The sequence below is a fragment of the Promicromonospora sukumoe 327MFSha3.1 genome (assembly GCF_000385135.1).
Classification (GTDB): Bacteria; Actinomycetota; Actinomycetes; order Actinomycetales; family Cellulomonadaceae; genus Promicromonospora; species Promicromonospora sukumoe_B.
On sequence record NZ_ARQM01000013.1, the window covers coordinates 108,084 to 130,574 of the forward strand.

The 22,491-nt window shown below is 72.3% G+C and carries 17 protein-coding genes; 10 read left to right on the plus strand and 7 right to left on the minus strand.

The window, feature by feature from the left end:
• The first annotated feature begins 18 nt into the window (after positions 1 to 18).
• The 9 genes from H291_RS0121380 (at position 19) to H291_RS31100 (ending at position 9,189) form a co-directional block, all read left to right on the plus strand.
• Complete coding sequence (locus H291_RS0121380; protein WP_020017072.1) at positions 19 to 1,023, plus strand: ABC transporter permease; 1,005 nt, start codon at positions 19 to 21, stop codon at positions 1,021 to 1,023.
• Positions 1,016 to 1,945: an ABC transporter permease gene (locus tag H291_RS0121385; RefSeq protein ID WP_020017073.1), complete on the plus strand. Its 930-nt coding sequence runs from the start codon at positions 1,016 to 1,018 to the stop codon at positions 1,943 to 1,945. Before H291_RS0121380 ends, H291_RS0121385 begins: the two co-directional genes overlap by 8 nt.
• Positions 1,942 to 3,036, plus strand: coding sequence for an ABC transporter ATP-binding protein (locus H291_RS0121390; RefSeq protein ID WP_020017074.1), 1,095 nt, complete (start codon positions 1,942 to 1,944; stop codon positions 3,034 to 3,036). The genes H291_RS0121385 and H291_RS0121390 overlap by 4 nt, the downstream gene beginning before the upstream one ends.
• Entirely contained in the window at positions 3,029 to 4,306 is a 1,278-nt protein-coding gene (locus H291_RS31095) for an ABC transporter ATP-binding protein (RefSeq protein WP_020017075.1), read from the plus strand. The genes H291_RS0121390 and H291_RS31095 overlap by 8 nt, the downstream gene beginning before the upstream one ends.
• Positions 4,303 to 5,016, plus strand: coding sequence for a type 1 glutamine amidotransferase (locus tag H291_RS0121400; RefSeq protein ID WP_020017076.1), 714 nt, complete (start codon positions 4,303 to 4,305; stop codon positions 5,014 to 5,016). The genes H291_RS31095 and H291_RS0121400 overlap by 4 nt, the downstream gene beginning before the upstream one ends.
• Positions 5,017 to 5,097: 81 nt before the next feature.
• Entirely contained in the window at positions 5,098 to 5,886 is a 789-nt protein-coding gene (locus H291_RS0121405; protein WP_020017077.1) for a serine hydrolase, read from the plus strand.
• A 179-nt stretch (positions 5,887 to 6,065) separates the two neighbouring features.
• On the plus strand, positions 6,066 to 7,703 hold the full coding sequence (locus tag H291_RS0121410; RefSeq protein ID WP_020017078.1) for an AMP-binding protein: 1,638 nt from the start codon (positions 6,066 to 6,068) through the stop codon (positions 7,701 to 7,703).
• Positions 7,704 to 7,786: 83 nt separating this feature from the next.
• On the plus strand, positions 7,787 to 8,347 hold the full coding sequence (locus H291_RS0121415; RefSeq protein WP_026365985.1) for a type IV toxin-antitoxin system AbiEi family antitoxin domain-containing protein: 561 nt from the start codon (positions 7,787 to 7,789) through the stop codon (positions 8,345 to 8,347).
• The gene (locus H291_RS31100) at positions 8,344 to 9,189 is read left to right on the plus strand and encodes a nucleotidyl transferase AbiEii/AbiGii toxin family protein (protein ID WP_020017080.1); all 846 of its coding nucleotides are present in this window, start codon (positions 8,344 to 8,346) and stop codon (positions 9,187 to 9,189) included. Before H291_RS0121415 ends, H291_RS31100 begins: the two co-directional genes overlap by 4 nt.
• Positions 9,190 to 9,287: 98 nt before the next feature.
• Here the strand turns inward: H291_RS31100 and H291_RS0121425 are convergent, their stop codons facing one another.
• Positions 9,288 to 10,547, minus strand: coding sequence for a kynureninase (locus tag H291_RS0121425; RefSeq protein ID WP_020017081.1), 1,260 nt, complete (start codon positions 10,545 to 10,547; stop codon positions 9,288 to 9,290).
• A gap of 179 nt (positions 10,548 to 10,726) precedes the next feature.
• Here H291_RS0121425 and H291_RS0121430 point away from each other — a divergent pair, with 179 nt between their 5' ends.
• On the plus strand, positions 10,727 to 14,116 hold the full coding sequence (locus H291_RS0121430) for a discoidin domain-containing protein (protein WP_232216138.1): 3,390 nt from the start codon (positions 10,727 to 10,729) through the stop codon (positions 14,114 to 14,116).
• A gap of 98 nt (positions 14,117 to 14,214) precedes the next feature.
• On the opposite strand, the gene H291_RS0121435 is transcribed toward H291_RS0121430, so the two are convergent.
• The 6 genes from H291_RS0121435 to mfd form a co-directional block, all read right to left on the minus strand.
• On the minus strand, positions 14,215 to 15,063 hold the full coding sequence (locus H291_RS0121435; protein ID WP_020017083.1) for a hypothetical protein: 849 nt from the start codon (positions 15,061 to 15,063) through the stop codon (positions 14,215 to 14,217).
• Complete coding sequence (kynA, locus tag H291_RS0121440; protein WP_020017084.1) at positions 15,056 to 15,916, minus strand: tryptophan 2,3-dioxygenase; 861 nt, start codon at positions 15,914 to 15,916, stop codon at positions 15,056 to 15,058. Before kynA ends, H291_RS0121435 begins: the two co-directional genes overlap by 8 nt.
• Positions 15,917 to 15,939: 23 nt before the next feature.
• The gene (locus H291_RS31105; RefSeq protein WP_020017085.1) at positions 15,940 to 17,130 is read right to left on the minus strand and encodes a type II toxin-antitoxin system HipA family toxin; all 1,191 of its coding nucleotides are present in this window, start codon (positions 17,128 to 17,130) and stop codon (positions 15,940 to 15,942) included.
• Positions 17,131 to 17,216: 86 nt separating this feature from the next.
• Positions 17,217 to 17,519 carry a helix-turn-helix transcriptional regulator gene (locus tag H291_RS0121450; RefSeq protein WP_026365986.1) on the minus strand — a complete coding sequence of 101 codons (303 nt, stop codon included), beginning with the start codon at positions 17,517 to 17,519 and terminating at the stop codon, positions 17,217 to 17,219.
• 205 nt (positions 17,520 to 17,724) lie between these two features.
• The gene (locus tag H291_RS0121455) at positions 17,725 to 18,672 is read right to left on the minus strand and encodes an ABC transporter substrate-binding protein (protein WP_198012561.1); all 948 of its coding nucleotides are present in this window, start codon (positions 18,670 to 18,672) and stop codon (positions 17,725 to 17,727) included.
• 115 nt (positions 18,673 to 18,787) lie between these two features.
• Entirely contained in the window at positions 18,788 to 22,384 is a 3,597-nt protein-coding gene (mfd, locus tag H291_RS0121460; protein ID WP_020017088.1) for a transcription-repair coupling factor, read from the minus strand.
• Positions 22,385 to 22,491 lie beyond the last annotated feature (107 nt).

The following is a 22,491-nucleotide window of genomic DNA, read 5'->3' on the forward strand; positions in this document are numbered from 1 at the left end:
CCCCCCGGAAGGACCCCTATGGGGCGTTACGTCCTCCGTCGTGTCGCGCAGGCGGTCGGCATGCTGTTCCTGGTGATGTTCGTGCTGCACCTGCTCACGACGCTCGCGATCCAGCTCAACGGCAACCCCGCCCTCGCGTTCTTCGGCGACAAGATTCCCTCGCCGGCCCAGGTCGCCGCCGTCGAGCAGCGGTTCGGCCTGGACGACCCGTGCTACGACCAGCCCGGCAACCCGTGCCTCGGCCCGTTCGTGGAACGGCTCGGCCAGTACGCGCAGGGCGACCTCGGCACCAACCTGCGGGGCCGCGAGGTGACGGACATCGTCGCCAGCGCCGCCCCGAACACGCTGCGGCTGTTCGTCATGGTCACGATCACGTGGCTGGTGCTGGGCATGGTGCTCGGCTCGGTCGCGGCCCGCTGGCGCGGCTCGCCGTCCGACCACGGCATCCGGCTGACGTCGGTGCTCATCGACGCGCTGCCCGTGTTCGTGCTGCTCCTGGTCTACAAGGAGGTCGTGACGGTCCCGCTCAGCGGCTGGGCCAAGGAGACCTTCGGCGAGGACAGCTGGCCGCCGTACTGGTTCAAGCCGTCGTTCGACCCGGAGCACCCGTGGGCCACGGTCGCGGTGCCCGGCATCCTGCTGGGCCTGGCCGGCTCGGCCGCCTTCATCCGCCTGGTGCGCGCGAGCCAGCTCGACTCGTACGGCGGCGACCACGTGCGCACGGCCCGCTCCAAGGGCCTGAACGAGGGCCGCGTCGTGGTGCACCACGTGGTGCGCAACTCGTCGATCCCCGTGGTGACGGCGGTGGGCCTCACCTTCGCGGAGGCCCTGAGCGGCGCCGTCATCACCGAGGGGATCATGAACATCTACGGCATGGGCGGCGTCCTGTGGGACGCCGTGCAGAGCAGCGACGTCGGCCTGGTGCTCGGCATCGTGACCATCCTGACCGCCGTCACGGTGCTGGTGATGATCGTCGTCGACATCGCCTACGCCGCGCTCGACCCGAGGATCCGCTATGAGTGAGGCAGCCTCCGCGGCGACCGGGAACGTCGCCGGCGCCGCGTCCCGCACCCTGGCGTCGGACGCGTGGCGCAGCCTGCGCCGCCGGCCCGACGTCATCATCTCGGGCCTGATCATCACGTTCTTCGTGGTCATGGCCGCGTTTCCCACGCTGTTCACCTCGGTGAGCCCGCGGCACTGCGTGATCGGCGACGCCAAGATCAAGCCGCAGGGCTTCGGCAACGAGTTCCCGCTCGGCACCGACTCGTTCGGGTGCGACACGCTGGCCCAGCTCGCGCACGGTTCGAGGCCGTCGCTGCTGCTGGCCCTCGTGGTGGTCGGCACCGCGCTGGTCATCGGCGTCACGCTCGGCCTGCTCGCCGGGTACTACCTGGGCTGGGTGGACTTCGTGGTGTCCCGCACCGTCGAGGTCTTCCTGGTGATCCCGTACCTGCTCGCGGCGATGCTGCTGCTGAGCCTGTTCAAGAACGTGGACCTCGGCTCGGGCACGTTCACCACGATCATGCTGCCCGCGATCGTGCTGACGCTGTTCGGCTGGATGGGCTACGCCCGGTACGTCCGGGCGAGCGTCCTGGAGGCCAAGAACCTCGACTACGTCACGGCGGCCCGCGCGCTGGGCGCCTCCGACCTGCGGATCATGTTCCGGCACGTGCTGCCCAACGCGATCGGCCCGGTCACGGCCCTGGTCCCGACGGCGATCGCCGGCGTGATCGGCGCGGAGGCCGTGCTCGCGTTCCTCGGCATCGGGGTGCGCCCGCCCGCCATCTCCTGGGGGATCATGATCGAGAACGGCTCCTCGTGGGTGCTCGGCGGCTACCCGCACATGCTGCTGGTGCCGCTGGCCGCGCTGCTCGCGACGGTCCTGTCGCTGGTGGTGCTCGGCGACGCGCTGCGCGACGCCCTCGACCCGAGGCTGAGCGCATGAGCGCCGCCACGGACCGGACGCAGGCGACGCCGTCCGGCACGCCCCTCCTGGAGGTCACCGACCTCGCCGTCGAGTTCCGCACGCCCGACGGCGTGGTGCGCGCCGTCGACGGGCTGTCCTACCGCGTGGAGGCGGGCCGCACGCTCGCGATCGTGGGCGAGTCCGGCTCCGGCAAGTCCGTGTCGTCGCTGGCCGTGATGGGCCTGCTGCCCGACACGGCGCGCGTCACGCGCGGGTCGGTGCGGCTGGGTGGCACCGACCTGCTCACCCTGAGCCGCAAGGAGCACCGCGCCCGCTGCGGCGACCAGGTGGCGATGGTGTTCCAGGACGCGCTGGCCGCGCTCAACCCCGTGCACACCGTGGGCTACCAGCTCACCGAGGCGCTGCGGGCCCGGCGCGGGCTGTCGCGCGGCGACGCCCGCAAGCGCGCGGTCGAGCTGCTCGACCTGGTCAAGGTGCCGAACGCGAAGGCCCGCGTGAAGGAGTACCCGCACCAGTTCTCCGGCGGCATGCGCCAGCGCGTGATGATCGCGACGGCGCTGGCCATGGACCCGGACGTGCTCATCGCGGACGAGCCCACCACGGCCCTCGACGTGACGGTCCAGGCGCAGGTGCTGCGCCTGCTCGCGGAGATCCAGGCGGAGCGGCACATGGGCCTCGTGCTGATCACGCACGACCTGGGCGTCGTGGCGGGCGTCGCCGACGACGTCACGGTCATGTACGCGGGCCGCGCCGTCGAGCAGGCGCCCGTCGTGCCCGTCTACACGACGCCTGCCCACCCGTACACCCGGGCGCTGCTGCGGTCGATCCCGTCCGCGGCCGGGACGGGCCGCCTGCCCGTGATCCCGGGCCGTCCGCCCAGCCCGGCAGCGATGCCGGCGGGCTGCCCGTTCCACCCGCGGTGCGACGCGGTGCGGGACGTCTGCCGCACCGACGTGCCGCCGCGGGCGACCCCGGCGCCCGGGCGGATGTCGGCGTGCCACTTCGCGTCGGACATCATGGCCGGACGGGAGCCGGCCCCCGAGGCCGGCGTGACGGCGTCGGCGTCCGGTGGGTCGGTGCCCGAGCCGAAGGGAGACCCCGATGACTGAGTCACGACCGGCGGGCGCCGAGCTCGTCGACGAACGCCCCGCGCACGGCGGGTCCGTGCTCGAGGTCCGCGACCTCGTCAAGCACTACCCGGTGCGCTCCGGGCTGCTGCGTCGCTCGGCGGGGGCCGTCAAGGCCGTCGACGGCGTCTCGCTCACCCTGGACCGGGGCCGCACGCTGGGCCTGGTCGGCGAGTCCGGGTCGGGCAAGTCGACGCTCGCCCGCGTGCTCGTGGGCGTCGAGACGCCGACCAGCGGGCAGGTGCTGGTGGACGGCGAGGACGTCACCGGGCGGTCCCGGGCAGGCCGCAAGCAGCTCCGCCGGGACGTGCAGATGGTGTTCCAGGACCCGTACACGTCGCTGAACCCGCGCATGTCGGTCAGCGAGATCGTGGGCGAGCCGTTCGCCATCCACCGCATCGACCCGGCAGGCGGACGACGGGCCGCGGTGGGCGAGCTGCTCGAGCTCGTCGGCTTGGACCCCGACCACGCGAACCGGTACCCGCACCAGTTCTCGGGCGGGCAGCGGCAGCGCGTCGGGATCGCCCGCGCGCTCGCCCTGCGGCCCAAGATCCTGGTCTGCGACGAGCCGGTCTCGGCGCTCGACGTCTCCGTGCAGGGCCAGGTGATCAACCTGCTGGAGGACCTCCAGGAGGAGCTCGGCCTGTCGTACCTGTTCGTGGCGCACGACCTCGGCGTGGTGCGGCACATCGCCCACGACGTCGCCGTCATGTACCTGGGCCGCATCGTCGAGCAGGGCCCCGAGGCCGACGTGTACGGCGCCGCGCGGCACCCCTACACGCAGGCGCTGCTGTCGGCGGTGCCGGTGCCGGACCCGTCGGTGCGGCTGGTCGCTCCGACGGTGGTCGAGCCCTCGCCGGTCGAGCCCCCGCTGGTCGAGCCCGTCGACCCGTCGCTGGTCGAGCCTGTCGAGACCCGGATCCAGACCGGCGAAAAGCGCCCTGGCATCGGCGGGATCGTGCTGGAGGGCGACCCGCCCTCCCCGGTCGACCCGCCGTCCGGCTGCCCGTTCCACACGCGCTGCTGGCTCGCGCCGACCCTGCCGGAGGCGCGGGGCGAGGCCGCCGCGTCGTCGACGAAGGGTTCCGAGACGGAGAGCGCGGGCCCCGTCGTCCCGGATCGGGGCCTGCGGCTCGTCCCGTCCGTGTGCGAGACGGAGGTGCCCGCCCTGGTCACCCGGGGTGCCGCACCGGACCATGTCGCCGCCTGCCACTTCGCGCGTGAGCTCGCCGCCCCGGGAGCCGGCGCATGACGCGCGTCCTGGTGGTGCTGAACTCGCCCACCAGCTCGATGGGCCGCCTGGAGCAGTGGCTCCCCGAGGCCGGGATCGACCCGGTGCTCACGCCGGGCGCGGAGCTCCCCGAGACCCTCGACGGGTTCGGCGGCGTGGTCCTGCTGGGCGGCGGCTTCATGCCGGACGACGACGCCGGGCACCCGTTCCTCGCCCGCGAGCGCGCGCTCACCGAGCAGGCGCTGGCCGACGGCGTGCCGCTGCTCGGGCTGTGCCTCGGCGGACAGCTCCTGGCGCACGTCACCGGCGGCGGCGTCACGGCGCGGTCGGGCGAGACGGAGCGCGGCATGTGCGCGCTCACGGTGCTGCCCGACGCCGCGGACGACCCGGTGTTCGGCGACCTGCCCGGCGTGCCGGACGGTCCGCTGTGGATGATCGAGAACCACGAGGACTCGGTGACCGCCCTGCCGCCGTCGGCGACGCTGCTGGTGACCAGCGACGCCTGCCGCAACCAGGCGTTCCGCGTAGGCGAGGCGGCCTGGGGCCTGCAGTTCCATCCCGAGGCGCGGCCGGAGCGGATCGCGACCTGGGACGAGGCCGCACTCTCGGAGCAGGGCATCGACCGGGCGGTGCTGGCCGAGGCGGCGCTGGTGCACGCGGCGGAGAACGAGGCGCAGTCGGGCGCGCTGGTGCGCGCCTGGGCGGACGTGGTGCACGCGGGCGCGAGGTAGAACCCCAGCGAGATAGAACCAGGGCGGAGTAGCTGCGGTTCTGTCTCGGCAGGACGAGGATCGACGAGAGGACGGACAGGGATGGTCTCGACAGGGACGCACAGCGACGGGGTGCCGGTGGTGGCCTACCGGGTGGCGCGGGCCTCGGGCGAGGTGCTCGCCGCGCGCCACGACGACCTGGACTTCTACGCCGCCTCCACCGTGAAGCTCGCGGTGCTGGTGGCGGCTGCGCGCGCCCTCGACGCGGGCACGGCGAGCCTCGACGAGACGTGCGTCGCGACCCGGACCTTTACGTCGCAGGTACCCGGCGCCGGCGAGTACACGATCGAGCCCGACGACGTCGACGACGGCCTGCCGGCCGACGGCACGCCGATGCCGCTGGGCGACGTCGTCGACCGGATGGTCACGGTGTCGTCCAACGAGGCGACCAACATGGTCGTCGAGCGCGTGGGCATCCCCGCGGTGAACCAGGTGCTGGCCGACGCCGGGGCCACGCGGTCGACGTTCGGCCGCAAGTACTCGGACCTGGCCGCCGAGAAGGCGGGTGCCTCGCACCGCACGACGGCGGCCGACCTGTGCCTGCTGATGTCCGGCGTGGTCACGGGCGCACTGGCGAGCCCGGAGCGGACCGCCTGGATGTGCGAGCTGCTCGGCCGGCAGACCGACCGTCAGCTCACGGCCGCCGTCGGCGGAGGTGTCCCGTTCGGTTCCAAGTCCGGCTGGGTGGACGGCATCCGGCACGACGTCGCCTTCGTGGGTGAGCCCGGCACCGACGCCCTGGTGATCGCGGTGTGCACGCGCGGCTACGACGAACAGGCCGCGGAAGAGACCCTCAAGTCCCTCGGCGCCCTGGCGGTCGAGCTTGCCTGACGGGGCGGCTCCTTTCTCCTTCGAGGCCTAGGTTTCTTCGCTTTCGGTCGCCCGAAAGCGAAGAAACCTAGGCCTCGAAGGGGATGGGTGCCACGGCCCCGACCTGCGGCCGAGGGTTGCCTCCCGCATCCCTTTCCTATTGAATGCGGGTGCAATAGTGGCGAGCCAAAGGGGGCGACGTGCTGACCACCAGTACCGAGGAGGTCCGCGCCGGCGGCCTCGTGCAGGTCGAACGCCGGGAGAACCTGCTCAACCAGGGCTTCCACCTCGTCCGGTCGGGTGTTCTCGCCCCGGGCCTGCGGGTGCACCGCGACGTCGGCGCGATCTGGCAGCTCGTCACCTGGGGCCCGTCGATCGCCGGCGGGTACCGCGCCAGCGCCGTCCGCGCCCCGCACCAGACGGCGTTCGCCGACGAGCAGCGCAGCGTGACCTTCCGCGAGCTCGACGAGCGCGCGAACCGGCTGGCCAACGCCCTGCGCGACCGCGGCGTCGGCGTCGGGTCGCCCGTCGCCGTGCTCTGCCGCAACCACGGCGGCCTGATCGAGGCCATGGTGGCGCTGGCCAAGCTCGGCGCGACCACGCTGCTGCTCAACTCGGGCCTCTCCCCCGCGCAGGTCTCCGCCGTCGTCGGCGAGCAGCAGCCGGTGCTGCTGCTCGCCGACCAGGAGTTCCTGGACCAGCGCCCCGACCTGCCCGCCGGCCTGGGCGTGCACACCACCTGGGCCGACGACGGCGCCTCCGGCCTCGCGGACCTCGTCGCGAACGGCGACCCGGCGCGGGTGCCGATCCCCGACCGGGCCGGCCGGACGGTCGTCATGACCTCGGGCACCACGAGCACCCCGAAGGGCGCCCGCCGTCCGCAGCCGCACGGGCTGAGCGAGGCGGCGTCGCTGCTGTCCGTCATCCCGCTGCGGGCCGGCGACCGGATGATGATCTCGACGCCGATCTTCCACACCTGGGGACTCGCGGCGCTACAGCTCGGCATGGCGCTGCACGCCGAGCTGGTGCTGCCCCGGCGCTTCGACCCCGAGGCGACCCTCCGCATGATCGCCGAGCACCGCGTGACCGCCCTGATCGCGGTCCCGGTCATGCTGCAGCGCATCCTCGACCTGCCCGCCGAGGTCAAGGCCCGCTACGACACGTCGTCGCTGCGGGTGGTCGCCTACTCCGGCTCGGCCATGCCCGCCGACCGGATCACGCAGTTCCTCGACGAGTTCGGCCCGGTCCTGTACGGCCTCTACGGCTCGACGGAGGCCTCCTGGGCCTCCATCTCCACACCCGAGGACCTCGCCACGGAGCCGACGACGGCGGGCCGACCCCCGCTGGGCACCCGCATCGGCATCCTGGACGACGCCGGCCGGCCGGTGCCCCGCGGCGCCGTCGGCCAGATCTGTGTGGGCAACGGCATGCTGTTCGAGGGATACACGAACGGCACGGGCAAGCCGATGTTCGGCGACCTGATGGCCACGGGCGACCGCGGCCGGCTCGACGCCGAGGGCCGCCTCTACGTGCTGGGCCGCGCCGACGACATGATCGTCTCGGGCGGCGAGAACGTGTTCCCGCGCCCGGTGGAGGACGCGATCACGGCCCAGCCCGAGGTAGCGGACGTCGCGGTGTTCGGCGTGCCCGACGAGCGGTTCGGCCACCGGTTCGCCGCGTACGTGGTGCTGCGCGAGGGTGCGACGCTCACCGCGGAGGCCCTGCTGGACCGGCTCCGTGCGGAGCTCCCGCGCTTCTCGCTCCCCCGCGACATCCACTTCCTGGCCGAGCTCCCCCGCAACCCGACGGGCAAGGTGCTCCGCCGCGACCTTCCCTGACCTGCTGACCGCACGGCGCGCGAAACAAAACGTATACAGATAGCGTTATCTGTATACGTTTCGTTCCATGCCGGAGGTGCAGCATGACCGACGCAGCCAGGGCGTCGCAGGCCGAAAGTCTTGGCGTGTCCCGGGCCGGCCTCTACCGCGCCGTGCGGGACGGGCGCTTCGACCGCATCGCCCGCGGCATCTACCGGGCGACAGATGCCGATCCGGCCGAGTGGGAGTGGGTCGAGGCGGCAGCCAGGCGTCCGGACGCGACGGTCTGCCTCACGTCCGCGCTCGCCTACTACGACCTGACCGACGTGATACCCGCGCTGCTCGACGTCGCCGTCCCCCGTGGCTCGCGGCGGCCGGCCACGGACTCGGCGATCACATGGCACCTCTTCGACAGGGCGACCTTCGGACTGGACCGCGACGAGATCGAGATCCCGGGTTCAGGCCTGCGCATCGGCCTCTACTCCGAGGAGCGCACCATCGCCGACGTGTTCCGCCTCCGCGGCTCGCTCGGCTACGAGCTCGGGCGAGACGCCCTGCGCGAGTGGCTGCGACGCGGCGGCAAGCCGGCGCGGCTCCTGGCGGTCGCGAGCCGGCTGCCACGGAGCCGCGGACCTCTGCAGCACGCCCTGGAGGCGTTGACATGACGACGAGCGCCGAGATCTACCGCGCGATCCAGGCCAGAGCGCGCAGTTCTGCCGCCCGCACGGGCACACCCGTGGCAACCGGCGAGTACCTGACGCGCCATGCTCTCGAGTCGTTCCTCTTCCGCATCACGCGGACGGCGCACGCCGAAGCCTTCGTCCTCAAGGGCGGCATCCTGCTGACGGCCTACGACGTGCGCCGTCCGACGAAGGATCTGGACGCCGAGGCGATCAGTGCCGCGGTGACGCCGGCACACATCACCCGGGTGGTGCACGACGCCGCAGCGGTCGACGCGGACGACGGAATCGTGTTCGACCTCGACTCGATCTCCGTCCAGGAGATCCGGGACGACGCCGAGTACCCCGGCCTGCGCATGCGGGCCTCGGTAACGCTCGCCTCGTGGAAGGGCAGGGTGGCCTGGGACATCTCGACCGGTGACCCGATCGTGCCCGCGCCCCAGATCGTCCGCATCCCGCGAGTGATCGGCGACCCGATCGAGGTGGTCGGATACCGCCCGGAGACGGTGATCGCGGAGAAGGGCGTGACGATCCTGGAGCGCGGGAAGACCAGCACTCGATGGCGCGACTACGTCGACATCGTGCAGCTGCCCACCCGGCACACGATCGACACAGGCGAGCTGCGCCGGGCCGCCGGGTCGGTTGCCCGCTACCGAGGTGTCGAGCTGAGACCGATCAGCCCGGTCATCGCCGGGTACGGCGACATCGGACAGGGCAAGTGGGCCGCCTGGCGCCGAAAGGAAGGACTCGGCGAGATCAGCGAGGAGAACCTGGACGACCAGATGGCGCTGGTCGCCGCAGTTCTCGACCCTGTGTTCAGCCGCTGACCGCGATCTGCCGAGCGGCCCATCTCCTTCGAGGCCTAAGTTTCTTCGCTTTGAGCTGCGGCAAAGCGAAGAAACTTGGGCCTCGAAGGTGATCAGGTTCAGCCCAGGAGGTTGCGGACGGCCCAGAGGCCCTCCGCCAGCTCCGTGAAGCTCGTGCTCAGCGGGCTCAGCCCCACGCGAAGACCCTGCGGCGGGCGGAAGTCCGGGATCACGCCCTGCGCCCAGGCGTCCGCCACGACCCGCTTGAAGTCCGGGTGGTCGAGCATGACGTGGCTGCCCCGGCGCTCCGGGTCGCGCGGTGAGGCCACGCGGACGCCAGGCAGGTGCTCGTCCGCGATCTCGATCGCGAACCCGGTCAACGCGAGCGACTTGGCGCGCACGGCCGGCATGCCCGCCCGGTCGATCAGGGCGAGCATGTCGCGCATCGGCAGCATCCCGACGATCGGCGGCGTGCCGCTGATGAGCTGGCGGATGCCGGCCGCTGGCTCGTACTCCGGGCCCATCGCGAACGGGTCGGCGGCCCCCATCCAGCCCTGCACCGGCTGGCGCACCTCGTCCTGCAGACCGGCGGCCAGGTAGGCGAAGGCGGGCGAGCCGGGACCGCCGTTCAGGTACTTGTACGTGCAGCCGACGGCGATGTCCACGCCGTCCGCGTCCAGGTCGAGCGGAACCGAGCCCGCCGAGTGGCACAGGTCCCACAGCACCAGCGCGCCGGCGTCGTGCACGACCCGCGTGATCGCGGGCAGGTCGGCGATGTAGCCGGACTTGAAGGCGACGTGGCTGAGCAGCACCAGCGCGGTGTCCGGCCCGACGGCGGCCGCGACCTCCTCGGGCGTGACGCCTGCCTCGGCGTCGGGCGCGATCCAGCGGATCTCGAGGCCGCGCTCGGCCGCGATGCCCTGCAGCACGAACCGGTCCGTGGGGAAGTTCTCGGTGTCGGCGACGATCACGGTGCGGCCGGGCCGCGCGTCGACGGCGGCGCGGGCCAGCTTGTAGAGCAGCACGGTCGTGGAGTCGGCGACGACGGTCTGCCCCGGCGCGGCGCCCAGCGCGACCCGGCCCAGCTCGTCGCCGAGCTCGGTCGGCGCGTCCATCCAGCTCTCGTCCCACGACCGGATCAGCCGCGCGGCCCAGGGCCCGTCCACGAACGAGGCGAGCCGCTCGCGGGTCGCAGTCAGCGGCCGGCCCAGCGAGTTGCCGTCGAGGTAGGCGACCAGGCCCTCGCTCGGGACGAAGAGGTCGCGGTAGCCGGCCAGCGGGTCGGCGGCGTCGAGGGCGGCGGCGCGCTCGCGCAGCGCGGCGGGCAGGTCGGCGGACGGCGCCGCGGGCTGCGGGGCGGACGGTGCGGTGTCGGTCACGGGGGCTCCAGGTCGATCGGTTCCGGCCCGAGCGTACGTCGTGCGCGGGGCGGTCCGACCGGAACCCTTGACGCCCCCGGCCACGCCTCAGTAATGTCCGTGCCATCCAAACGCAAGAACTCGACAAGAGTACGCGTTTTTACGTACAGAACCATGGCAAGTACGCACGGACAATCCTGGTGACGACACCCGTCGACGACGACGGGAGATCGGGGACGACGATGTTCCGCTCCACCTCGCGCCAAGCCACCAGACCGGGGCTCGCCCCCGGCCTGATGTCGGTACTCACCGCCGCCGCCCTGACCGCGGCGGTGCTCGTGCCGGCGCCGGCCAGCGCCGCGCCCGGCGTCCTGTCCGCGGGCGCAGCCGCCGCGGCCAGCAGCGCCAACGCCCCCTACCTGGCCGACAACCTCACCGACGGGAACGCCGGTACGTACTGGGAGTCGACCAACGGCAGCCTGCCGCAGTGGGCCCAGGTCGACCTCGGCTCCGGCGCCACCGTCGAGGAGGTCGTGCTCAAGCTGCCCGCCGGCTGGGAGGCCCGCACGCAGACCCTGTCGGTGCAGGCCGGCGCCGACGGCTCCACCTTCACCACGCTGTCCGCGAGTGCCCAGCGCCGGTTCGACCCGGCGTCGGGCAACACGGTGACGATCGACGTGCCGAACACCGAGGCCCGGTACGTGCGGGTCGCGATCACGGCGAACACGGGCTGGCCGGCGGGTCAGCTCTCGGAGCTGGAGGTGCGCGGCACCCGCGACGCCCCCGACCCGGAGGAGCCGGCCGACGGCACGGACCTCGCGGCGGGCCGCCCGGCGGCGGCGTCGTCGACGGAGTGGACGTACGTCGCGGCGAACGCCACCGACGGCGACACGGGCACCTACTGGGAGGGTGCGGGCGGGCAGTACCCGAGCACGCTCGCGGTGACGCTGGCCTCGGCGGCGGAGCTGAGCGCCGTCGTCGTGAAGCTGCCGCCGGCCACGGCGTGGGGGCCGCGCACGCAGACCTTCGAGGTGCAGGGCCGCACGGGGTCGGGTGACGCGTGGACGACGCTCGCGCCGTCGGCCGCGCGCGCCTTCTCCCCCGCGACGGGCAACACGGTGACCGTGCCGGTGACGGGTACCGCGCGGGAGGTGCGTCTCCGGTTCACCGCGAACACGGGCTCTGGCAACGGTCAGGTGGCGGAGCTGCAGGTGTTCGGCACCCCGGCGGCCAACCCCAACCTGACGGTCACGGGCGTCACGGCCACCCCGGCGTCACCCACGGAGTCGGACGACGTGACCCTGTCCGCCGTCGTGAAGAACATCGGCACGCGCGCCTCGACGGCCACCGACGTCTCGTTCACGGTGGACGGCGACGAGGTGGCCACGGGCCAGGTGGGCGCACTCGCCGCGGGCGCGCAGGCCACGGTCACGGCCGACGTCGGCACGCTGACCGCCGGGTCGTACGAGATCGGCGCGGAGGCGGACCCGTCGGGGGCCGTGGCCGAGCAGTCCGAGAGCGACAACGGCTACACGCGGCCGGACCCGCTGGTGGTCACCGAGGTCGCCAGCTCGGACCTGGTCCCGACCGTGTCGTGGACGCCGTCCACGCCCGCGGCGGGCGAGACCGTCACCTTCTCGGCGACGATCGCGAACCGCGGCTCGCTCGCGGCGTCGTCCGGGGCGCACGGCCTCACGGTCGTGCTGCGGAACGGTTCCGGCACGGTGGTGCGCACGCTGACGGGTTCGGTCTCGGGCGCCATCGCACCCGGCGCGACCAGCCAGAGCGTGAACCTGGGCACGTGGACGGCGGCCGACGGCTCGTTCGACGTCACCGTGACGGCGGCCCCCGACCCGACCGAGGTCGCGGCCAAGCGGGCGAACAACGAGGTCACGCGGTCGCTGTTCATCGGCCGCGGCGCGAACATGCCGTTCGACACCTACGAGGCGGAGGACGGCGCGTCCGGCGGCGGCGCGACCGCCGTCGGGCCCAACCGCGTGGTGGGCGACCTCGCGGGCGAGGCGTCCGGCCGCAAGGCGGTCACGCTGGGCCAGACCGGCGCGTACGTCGAGTGGACCACGCGGGCGCCCACCAACTCCCTGGTGGTGCGCTTCTCGATGCCGGACGCCGCGGGAGGTGGCGGCACCAACGGCTCGCTCGGGGTCTACGTGGACGGGCAGTTCGTCAAGAACATCGACCTGACCTCGCGCTACGCGTGGCTGTACGGCAACGAGGCCAGCCCGGGCAACCAGCCCGGCCAGGGTGCCCCGCGGCACATCTACGACGAGGCCAACGCGCTGCTCGGGCGGAACGTCCCGGCGGGCTCGACCATCCGCCTGCAGAAGACGGCGAGCAACCCGGGCCCGTACACGGTCGACTTCGTGGACCTGGAGCAGGCGACGGCGCAGGCCAACCCGGACCCCGCCAAGTACGTCCAGCCCGCGGGCTTCACGCACCAGGACGTGCAGAACGCGCTCGACCGGTTCCGGATGGACACGACCGGCAACCTGGCCGGCGTCTACCTGCCGGCGGGCGACTACCAGACGGCGAGCAAGTTCCAGGTGTACGGCAAGGCCGTCGACATCGTGGGCGCCGGGCCGTGGTTCACGCGGTTCCACGCCCCCGCGGGCCAGGAGAACACGGACATCGGCTTCCGGGCCGAGGGGACGGCGAACGGCTCGACGTTCCGCGACTTCGCGTACTTCGGCAACTACACGTCGCGGATCGACGGCCCGGGCAAGGTCTTCGACTTCGCGAACGTCTCCGACATGACGATCGACGACATCTGGGTCGAGCACATGATCTGCATGTTCTGGGCGGCCAACATGGACGGCTCGGAGATCAAGGACTCGCGGATCCGGAACACGTTCGCCGACGCGCTGAACATGACCAACGGCAGCGCGAACAACCACGTGCACAACAACCAGGCGCGCGGCACGGGCGACGACTCGTTCGCGCTGTTCGCGGCGACCGACGCCGGGGGCAGCGGCCAGCGGGGCAACGTGTTCGAGAACCTGACGTCCACCAACACGTGGCGGGCCGCGGGGCTGGCCGTCTACGGCGGGCAGGACAACACGTTCCGCAACATCTACATCGCCGACACGCTCGTGTACTCGGGCGTGACCATCAGCTCGCTGGACTTCGGGTACCCGATGGAGGGGTTCGGCCCCGCGCCGACGGTCTTCGAGGGCATCTCCGTGGTGCGCTCCGGCGGGCACTTCTGGGGCGCGCAGGTGTTCCCGGCGGTGTGGCTGTTCTCGGCGTCCAAGACGTTCACCGCCATCCGGGTGAACGACCTGGACATCGTGGACCCGACGTACTCCGGGATCATGTTCCAGACCCAGTACGTCGGCGGGCAGCCGGTGAACCCGGTCCAGGACACGGTGTTCACGGACGTGTCGATCACCGGCGCCCAGCGCAGCGGCGACCAGTACGACGCGAAGTCCGGCTACGGCATCTGGGCCAACCCGCTGCCGGAAGCGGGACAGGGCCCGGCGGTCGGGTCGGCCACGTTCAACGGGCTGACGTTCGGGAACAACTTCCGCGACATCGAGAACCCGACGTCGACGTTCACCATCAACCGCAACTGAGGTAGGGGGCGGTAGCCGCTGGTCGAGCTTGTCCTTTCGCTGGTCGAGCTTGTCGAGACCCGGGTCTCGACGAGCTCGACCGGCGGTGGCGGCAGAGCTCAGAGGCGCGTCGCCGCCCGGAGCCACGCGATCAGGTCGGCCGCCGTCTCCGGCACCGGGAGCGGGGCCGCCAGCGCCGGCGCCGCGTCGACCCGGCCGAGCACGGCACGGCGCAGCGCCTCCCCGGTGAGCACCGTCCCGAGCAGCTCGATCTCGCGCTCGTTGACCCCGACCGGCGTCGGACCGTTGCCCATGTCCGTGCCGTACACGAGCCGCCCGCCCGCCGCGACGAACCGCCGCGCGTTCGCGAGCGCGAGCGTCAGACCGGCCGACCCGCCCGGCCCGTCGTGGATCGCGAGGGTCGAGATCCAGGTCATGTGCGCGGCCCGGGCGATCACGCCGGCCGACAGCTCCTCGGTCCACGGCACGTGCACGAGCGTGTCCGCGCCCACGTCGATCGCGCGCTCCGCCTCGCCCGGGCCCTCCGCGTGCACCAGCACCGGCAGTCCCGCGCCGTGCGCCGCGCCGACGAGGGCCCGCAGGACGTCCTCGGGCAGCGGTGCCATGCCCGCGTGCAGGGCGACCTTGACCGCGAACCCGCCCGCGGCGACGACGTCGGCCACCGCCGCGGCGGCCTGGTCCGGGGAGGCGACGGGCCGCACTGCGGCGTCCGGCGCCCACGAGCGCCCGCTGGGGTACCCGCCCGGCGCAGTGTGGAACGGCCCGGCGTACCGGATCCGGAGGCCCGACGGCGGCTCGGCCGCCCAGGCGGTCACCTCGCGCGGGTCCCAGCCCAGGTCGTGCACCTCGGTGACCGGCCCGCCGGCGAGCAGGCGCCGGTCCACCAGCCCCAGGTGCACGTGGTGGTCGACGACGCCGGGCAGCGTCGTGGTCCCGCCGTCAGACACCGAGGGGGCCGTCGATCTCGGTGCGGACCGAGATGAGCTCGGGGAAGAACGTCAGGTCCAGGGCCCGCTTGAGGAAGCCGACGCCGCTCGACCCGCCCGTGCCGGTCTTGAACCCGATGGTGCGCTGCACCGTGCGCAGGTGGCGGAACCGCCAGAGCTGGAACGCGTCCTCGATGTCGACCAGGTCCTCGCACGCCTCGTACAGCTCCCAGTAGGCGTGCGGGTCCTCGTAGATCGTCTTGAAGACCTTGATCAGCTCGGGGTGCTCGGTCCAGGCCTGCGTGACGTCGCGCTCCAGGATCTCGGCCGGGACGGCGTGGCCGCGCCGGGCCAGCAGGCGCAGGAACGCGTCGTAGACCGTGGGCTCCTGCAGCAGCTGCGCGAGCTGCGCGTGGATCTCCGGCTTGTCCCGGAACACCTGGAGCATGCCGGCGTGCTTGTTGCCGAGCAGGAACTCCACGGCGCGGTACTGGTGGGACTGGAAGCCCGAGGACTGGCCCAGCGAGCCCCGGAACTCCGCGTACTCGCTCGGGGTGAGGGTGGCCAGCACCGACCACTGCTCGGTGATGGTGCGCTGGATGTGCTTGACCCGGGCCAGGCCCTTGAGGGCCCGCGGCAGGTCGTCGCTGTCGAGGAACCGCCGCACGCCGCGCAGCTCGTGCACCACCAGCTTGAGCCACAGCTCCGTGGTCTGGTGCTGGATGATGAACAGCAGCTCGTCGTGGTGCGGTGGGTCGCTCACCGGGTGCTGCGCCGAGAGGAGCGCGTCGAGCCCCAGGTAGGAGCCGTAGTCCATCTCGTCGCGGAAGTCCGTGCGGATGGAGGCCTCGATGGGCCGGGTGTTGCCGCTCATGACGCGAGCGTAACCCCGCGCACTCAGGCCGCCTGCGCCTCGTCCCGGTTGGGGTTCTCGAACGCCTCCGCCATCAGCGCGATCTCCTCCGGCGGCAGCGACATGTCGCGCGCGATCTGCGACCAGCCCGACGTCGCCGCGGCGACCTCGCCGAGCACGCGACGGGCGTCGTCCTGCCGCAGACCGTAGGAGTCCGCGGTGGCGAGCAGGACCCGCACGTCGCGGTCGATCCGGGTGCCACCCGGGCGGAGCGGCGTGGACTCGACGACGGCGAACGGGTTGGGGTTCACGTCGAACAGCGGGGACAGCGACCAGCCGTCGGCGCGGCGCAGGAACCCGTGGTTCTTCATGTGGTCGTCCACGTTGCGCACGAGCAGCGTGAACGCCACGCGGCGGAACAGGTCGTGCCCGTCGGTGGCCGGCCGGCCCGAGTGGTCCGCCAGCGTCTCGGCGAGCGTGCGGTAGTCGATGACCTCGAAGAACGCCTTCTGCGTGAGGCTGTCCGCGGACAGGAAGCCGATGCGGCCGCCGTCCGGCCGCCGGTCGAAGCGGCGGGTCAGCAGGATGGAGCGGGACGGGCCGATGCGGTGCAGCCGCGCGACGGGCACCTCGATGCCGGCGTCCGAGGCCAGGCGCAGCGTCAGGTACTCCCACGCCTGGACGTCCCAGCGGTCGCCGGTCTCGGGCAGCTTGGCCATCCACAGGTCGCCCTCGGCGTCCTTCACGGTCACCTTGGGGCGGGCGCCGCCCATCGAGGTTCCCGCGGCGACCAGGAGCCGCACGTCGTGGTCGGTCTCGCGGTGCTGCGCGACGGCGTCCGCGGCGTCGGTCAGGGACGGCAGGTCCACCAGGTCGGGGACCTCGGCCCGCGGCGGCCCCATGAACGTCTTGCCCTCGTCGAGCGAGAAGCGCAGCGCGCCCAGCCGGGTCTCGTCCTGCACGCCGAGCAGGAAGTCGACCTCGGTCAGCGTCATGAAGCCGCGCCCCTCGGCGCGGGCGGCGCGGCGCTCCGCGTTGAACAGCAGCGTCCGGCCCCACTGGTCGGGCTGGCAGTCGGCCAGGACGCCGAACAGGGGCCGGTCGCTGCCCGACGGGATGTTCCCCGGCGTCAGCGGCAGCTCGGGGCACAGGGCGTACGCGCGCTGGTCGCGCAGGTACGCGGCGTCGTAGCGGAACGTGCAGCCCACGAGGGCGCCGCCGCGGTTGAGATGCATGTCGAGGTCACCTGCGCGGACCTGACCCCCGCCGGGAAGCTCGACCTCGACACGAATCGACAACGGCGCTCACCTTCTCTTCTCGTTCAGCTGGGGACCCTGACTCGCTGCGGCAGGGCCCGTTCCGCGTGGAACCGGCCCATCTCGGTGGTCAGCGGGTCGCTCGCGCCGACGACGGCGTCGGCCATGCCGAGCACCCGCAGCACCGCGAACGTGTTCTCGAGACTGACCGTCCCCGTGCCGGTCTCGATGGCCCGCAGCGTGGTGCGGGTGATGCCCGCGCGGTCCGCGACGAGCTGGGCCGTGAGGCCGTGGATCTTGCGCCAGGCACGCACATGGTCGCCGAGCGACGTGAGATCGCGCTGGGTACGGAGGGATGTTCTGGCCATGACTGCTCCTTTCGGTTACCAGGCTAACCGACGGGGCTGGTAACGGTCACTGTGGTGGCCACTATTTCGTGGTGCGAAATGAGACGGTCGGCGAGACGGCGCGTCGTGGCCCGGGACCCGGGTCCGCGCGCCGGATGGCGGAAAAGCACGAGGGCCGCCCCACACCGTGTGGGGCGGCCCTCCTGGCGCTGTGGTCAGCGGCGCGTCACGGCTGCTGGTTGTTGACCGTGGCCGTCTCCAGGGCACCGACCGAGAGGTCGTGCTTCTCCAGGATCTCGGCGTAGGTTCCGTCGTCGATCAGGCTCTGCAGAGCGGCCTGGTAGGCACGGACGAGCTCGACGTCGCCCTTCAGGAACCGGAAGCCCAGGGGCGTCGGGTTGATGATCTCGGTGTTGGCCACCTCGAAGATGTCGCCGGAGCCGATCTGCTTGGCGTTGTAGACGCCGGTCGACCACTGGGTGAGCTCGGCATCAGCCTTGCCCGCCTCGACCTGGGCGAGCGCGTCGGCGTCGGTGCCGAACGGCGTGATCACGATCGGCTTGGCCTTGCACTCGCTCTCGTTGAGGGCGATCAGCGCCGTCTGCTGCGACGTGTAGTCGATCGGGTCGGTGCCACCGAGCACGGCGACGTTGCGGCCGCACAGGTCCTCGAGCGTCTTGATCCCGGCGGGGTTGCCGGCCGGGACCATGATCGCGTCGCTGTCGTTGTAGTAGTCGACGAAGTCGGACTCGATCTGGCGCTCAGGGGTGTCCGACATCGCCGCGGCGACGACGTCGACGTTGCTGGCGTACAGCTCGTCGATCAGCGAGTCCCACGGCATGTCGACGAAGTTGTACTTGATCCCCAGCCGCTTCGACGCGGCGTCGAACAGGTCGATCTCGAAGCCGACGATGCGGCCGGCCTCGTTCGTGTACTCGAAGGGCGGGTAGCCCGACTCCGTGCCGACGGCGATGCGCGTGGACTCCGCCCGCAGCTCGCCGGGGAGCATTGCGCGCAGCTCCGGGCGCACCTCCACGGCCTGCGTGGCACCTTCGGCCGGCTCGGCAGGGTCGGCCGCGCAGCCGGTCAGCAGGGCGCCGAGCGCGGTCACCGCCGCGATCGAGCTGATGACCGCACGTACGCGGTTTCCACGCACGCGATGTCCGAGAGCCATGCGGTGTCCTCCACAAAACGACATGATGAGCGGGTTACGCGGGTGGAGCCTATACGGTCCGGGTCATTTGCTGTGAATTCGAGTTTCACCTACTCCCACGGCAGCGACCCCGGCGTCACGAGCGTGTGCCGACCTTAGCGGCAGCCCCCACGTCCGCCAGAATCACCGCGTCGATGAGGCCCCGGGCCCACTGGAGCACCTCGGTGCCGCGCAGCGGGCGGCCGCCGATCCGCGCCGTCGACGGGAACGGCACGAGGAACGCGCGGATCGCCGGCTTGAGGATGGTGCCGGGGTAGAGCCGCTTGAGGCGCAGCTGCGCCGACTCCGGCAGGTTGACCGGCGCGAACCGGATGTACTTGCCCTGGGCCGTGACGTCGGTGAGCCCGGCCTTGCGCACGTGGTTGCGGAAGTCGGCGACGTCGAACAGCGCGTCCGCGACGTCGGGCAGTGCGCCGTAGCGGTCGGTGAGCTCCGCGCGGACCTCCGCGAGCGCCGCGGCGTCCTGCGCGGTGGCGATCTTCTTGTAGGCCTCGAGCCGGAGCCGCTCGGTGGCGATGTAGGCCTCGGGCAGGTGGGCGTCCACGGGCAGCTCGATGGTGACCTCGGGTGCCTCCTCCTCCGCGTCGCCGCGGAAGGCGGACACGGCCTCGCCGACCATGCGCACGTAGAGGTCGAAGCCGACGCCGGCGATGTGGCCGGACTGCTCCCCGCCGAGCAGGTTGCCCGCTCCGCGGATCTCGAGGTCCTTCATGGCGATCTGCATGCCGGCGCCGAGGTCGGTGTGGGCGGCCATGGTGGCGAGCCGGTCGTGCGCGGTCTCGGTGAGCGGCTTCTCGGGCGGGTACAGGAAGTAGGCGTAGGCGCGCTCGCGCCCGCGGCCCACGCGGCCGCGGAGCTGGTGCAGCTGGGACAGGCCCAGCATGTCGGAGCGCTCCAGGATCAGGGTGTTGGCGTTGGAGATGTCCAGGCCGGTCTCGATGATCGTGGTGCAGACCAGGACGTCGAGCTCCTTCTCCCAGAAGGCGCGGATGACCTGGTCGAGCTGGTGCTCGCTCATCTTGCCGTGGGCCACGCCGATGCGGGCCTCGGGCACGAGCTCGGCGAGCCGGCCGGCGGCGCGCTGGATGGTCTCCACTTTGTTGTGCACGTAGAAGACCTGGCCCTCGCGCAGCAGCTCGCGCCGCAGGGCCGCCGCGATCTGCTTCTCCTCGTAGGCGCCCACGTAGGTGAGCACGGGGTGCCGCTCCTCCGGCGGCGTGGCGAGCGTGGACATCTCGCGGATGCCGGTCACGGCCATCTCCAGCGTGCGCGGGATCGGGGTCGCCGACATCGCCAGCACGTCGACGTTGGTGCGCAGCTGCTTGAGCGTCTCCTTGTGCTCGACGCCGAACCGCTGCTCCTCGTCGATCACCACGAGGCCCAGGTCCTTGAACGCGACGGACCCGGTGATGAGGCGGTGGGTGCCGATCACGATGTCGACGCTGCCGTCCTTGAGGCCGGCGAGCGTCTCCTCGGACTCCTTGGCCGACTGGAACCGGCTCAGCGCGCGTACGTTCACCGGGAACCCGGTGTACCGCTCGGAGAAGGTCTCGTAGTGCTGCTGCACCAGGAGGGTGGTGGGCACCAGGACGGCGACCTGCTTGCCGTCCTGCACCGCCTTGAAGGCGGCCCGGATGGCGATCTCCGTCTTGCCGTAGCCGACGTCGCCGCAGACCAGGCGGTCCATCGGCACGGACTTCTCCATGTCGGCCTTGACCTCGTCGATGGTGGCGAGCTGGTCGGGCGTCTCGACGTACGCGAAGGCGTCCTCCAGCTCGCGCTGCCACGGGGTGTCCGGGCCGTAGGCGTGGCCCTGCGTGGCCATGCGGGCGCTGTACAGGCGGATCAGCTCGCTCGCGATCTCCTTGACGTGCTTGCGGGCCTTGGCCTTGGTGTTCTTCCAGTCGGCGCCGCCCATCTTGGACAGCGACGGCGCCTCGCCGCCCGTGTACTTGGTGACCTGGTCGAGCTGGTCGGTGGGCACGAACAGGCGGTCGCCGGGCTGGCCGCGCTTGCTGCTCGCGTACTCGATCACGAGGTACTCGCGCGTGGCCCGGTTGCCGCCGGTGCCCATGGTGCGCTGCGCCATCTCGACGAACCGGCCCACGCCGTGCTGCTCGTGCACCACGAAGTCGTCGGCCTTGAGCTGGAGGGGGTCGACGACGTTGCGGCGCCGGCTGGGCATGCGGCGCATGTCGCGCGTGCCGGAGCCGGCGCGCCCGGTGAGGTCCTGCTCGGAGAAGACGGCGAGCTGCAGCTCGGGCGCCACGAAGCCCTTGCCGACGCCGCCCGCGAGCACGTGCACGACGCCGGGCTCGGGCTCCTCCTCCAGCGACACCGCGAGCCGGGCCGCCGTACCCGCCGCCGAGAGCTGTTCGGTCATGCGCTTGGCCGGGCCGTGGCCCTCGGTGGTCAGCACGAGCCGCCAGCTCGCGACCTGCAGGCCGTGCACGTCGTCCAGCGCCCGGGCCAGGTCGCCGCGGTAGGACTCGACGTCCCGCGCGCTGATCGTGAACACGGTCTCGGACCCGTCGCCGCCCGGCGAGTCGTCGGCGGCCAGCTCCGTGTCCTGCGTGAAGGCCGAGAGCGTCCACCAGCCCAGCCCGCGCCGCGCCGCGATCTCGCGGACCTCGGCGAAGGTCTCGAAGGACGCGGCGGACAGGTCGATCGGCGCCGCGCCGCCCGCCACCGCACCGGTCCAGGCGGCCGCGAGGAACTCCTCGGTGGTGGCCACGAGGTCGTGCGCGCGCCGGCGCACGCGCTCGGGCTCGTTGACCACGAGCAGCGCGTCCTCGGGTACCAGCTCCAGCACCGGGACCATGTGGTCCACGAGCACCGGGGCGAGGGACTCCATGCCCTCGACGGCGACGCCGGCGGCGAGCTTGTCGAGCATCTCGACCGCGCCGGGCAGGCTGGGCACCAGGTCGGCCGCGCGCTGCCGTACGGCGTCGTCGAGCAGGATCTCGCGGCACGGCGGCGCCCACACGCCGTGCTCCGCGATCTCCAGGCTGCGCTGGTCGGCCACGGCGAACCAGCGGATCTCGGTGACCTCGTCGCCCCAGAACTCGCACCGCAGCGGGTGGTCCTCCGTGGGCGGGAAGACGTCGAGGATGCCGCCGCGCACCGCGAACTCGCCGCGCCGCTCGACCATGTCCACGCGCGTGTAGGCGGCGGCGGTGAGGCGCTCGGCGACGTCGGTCAGGTCGGCCGTGGTGCCGGACTCGAGCTGCACGGGCTCCAGCTCCCCCAGGCCCGCCACGACCGGCTGCAGCAGGGCGCGGACCGGCATCACCAGGATGCGGACCTCGCCGGCCTGGCCGTGACCCTCGGCCGGGTGCGCCAGCCGGCGGAACACCGCCAGGCGCTTGGCCACGGTGTCCGCGCGCGGGCTGAGCCGCTCGTGCGGCAGGGTCTCCCACGACGGGAGCACGGCGACGTCGTCGGCCCGGTCCTCGGGGAGGTAGCCGCGCAGGCTCGCGGCCAGGTCGTCGGCCTCCCGGCCCGTCGCGGTCACGACCACGAGAGGCCGCTGCTCGGCCGCCGCGACCAGCAGCGGCGGGCGCACCCCCACCGGGCCCACCACGTCCGCGAACCCGCGGGCGCGCACGTGCTCCACGGCGGCGGACGCGCCGGGATCGCGCAGAAGAGTGGGGAGGAGGCCGGTGAGGTTCATAGGTCTGTTCCTTCGAGGGCGCACGACGACGGGCCCTTCACGGGCATGACCCGGGTAGGGGTCATGTGGTGAGGGGCTGGTCCCAGGCTACTCCTGGGCACTGACAC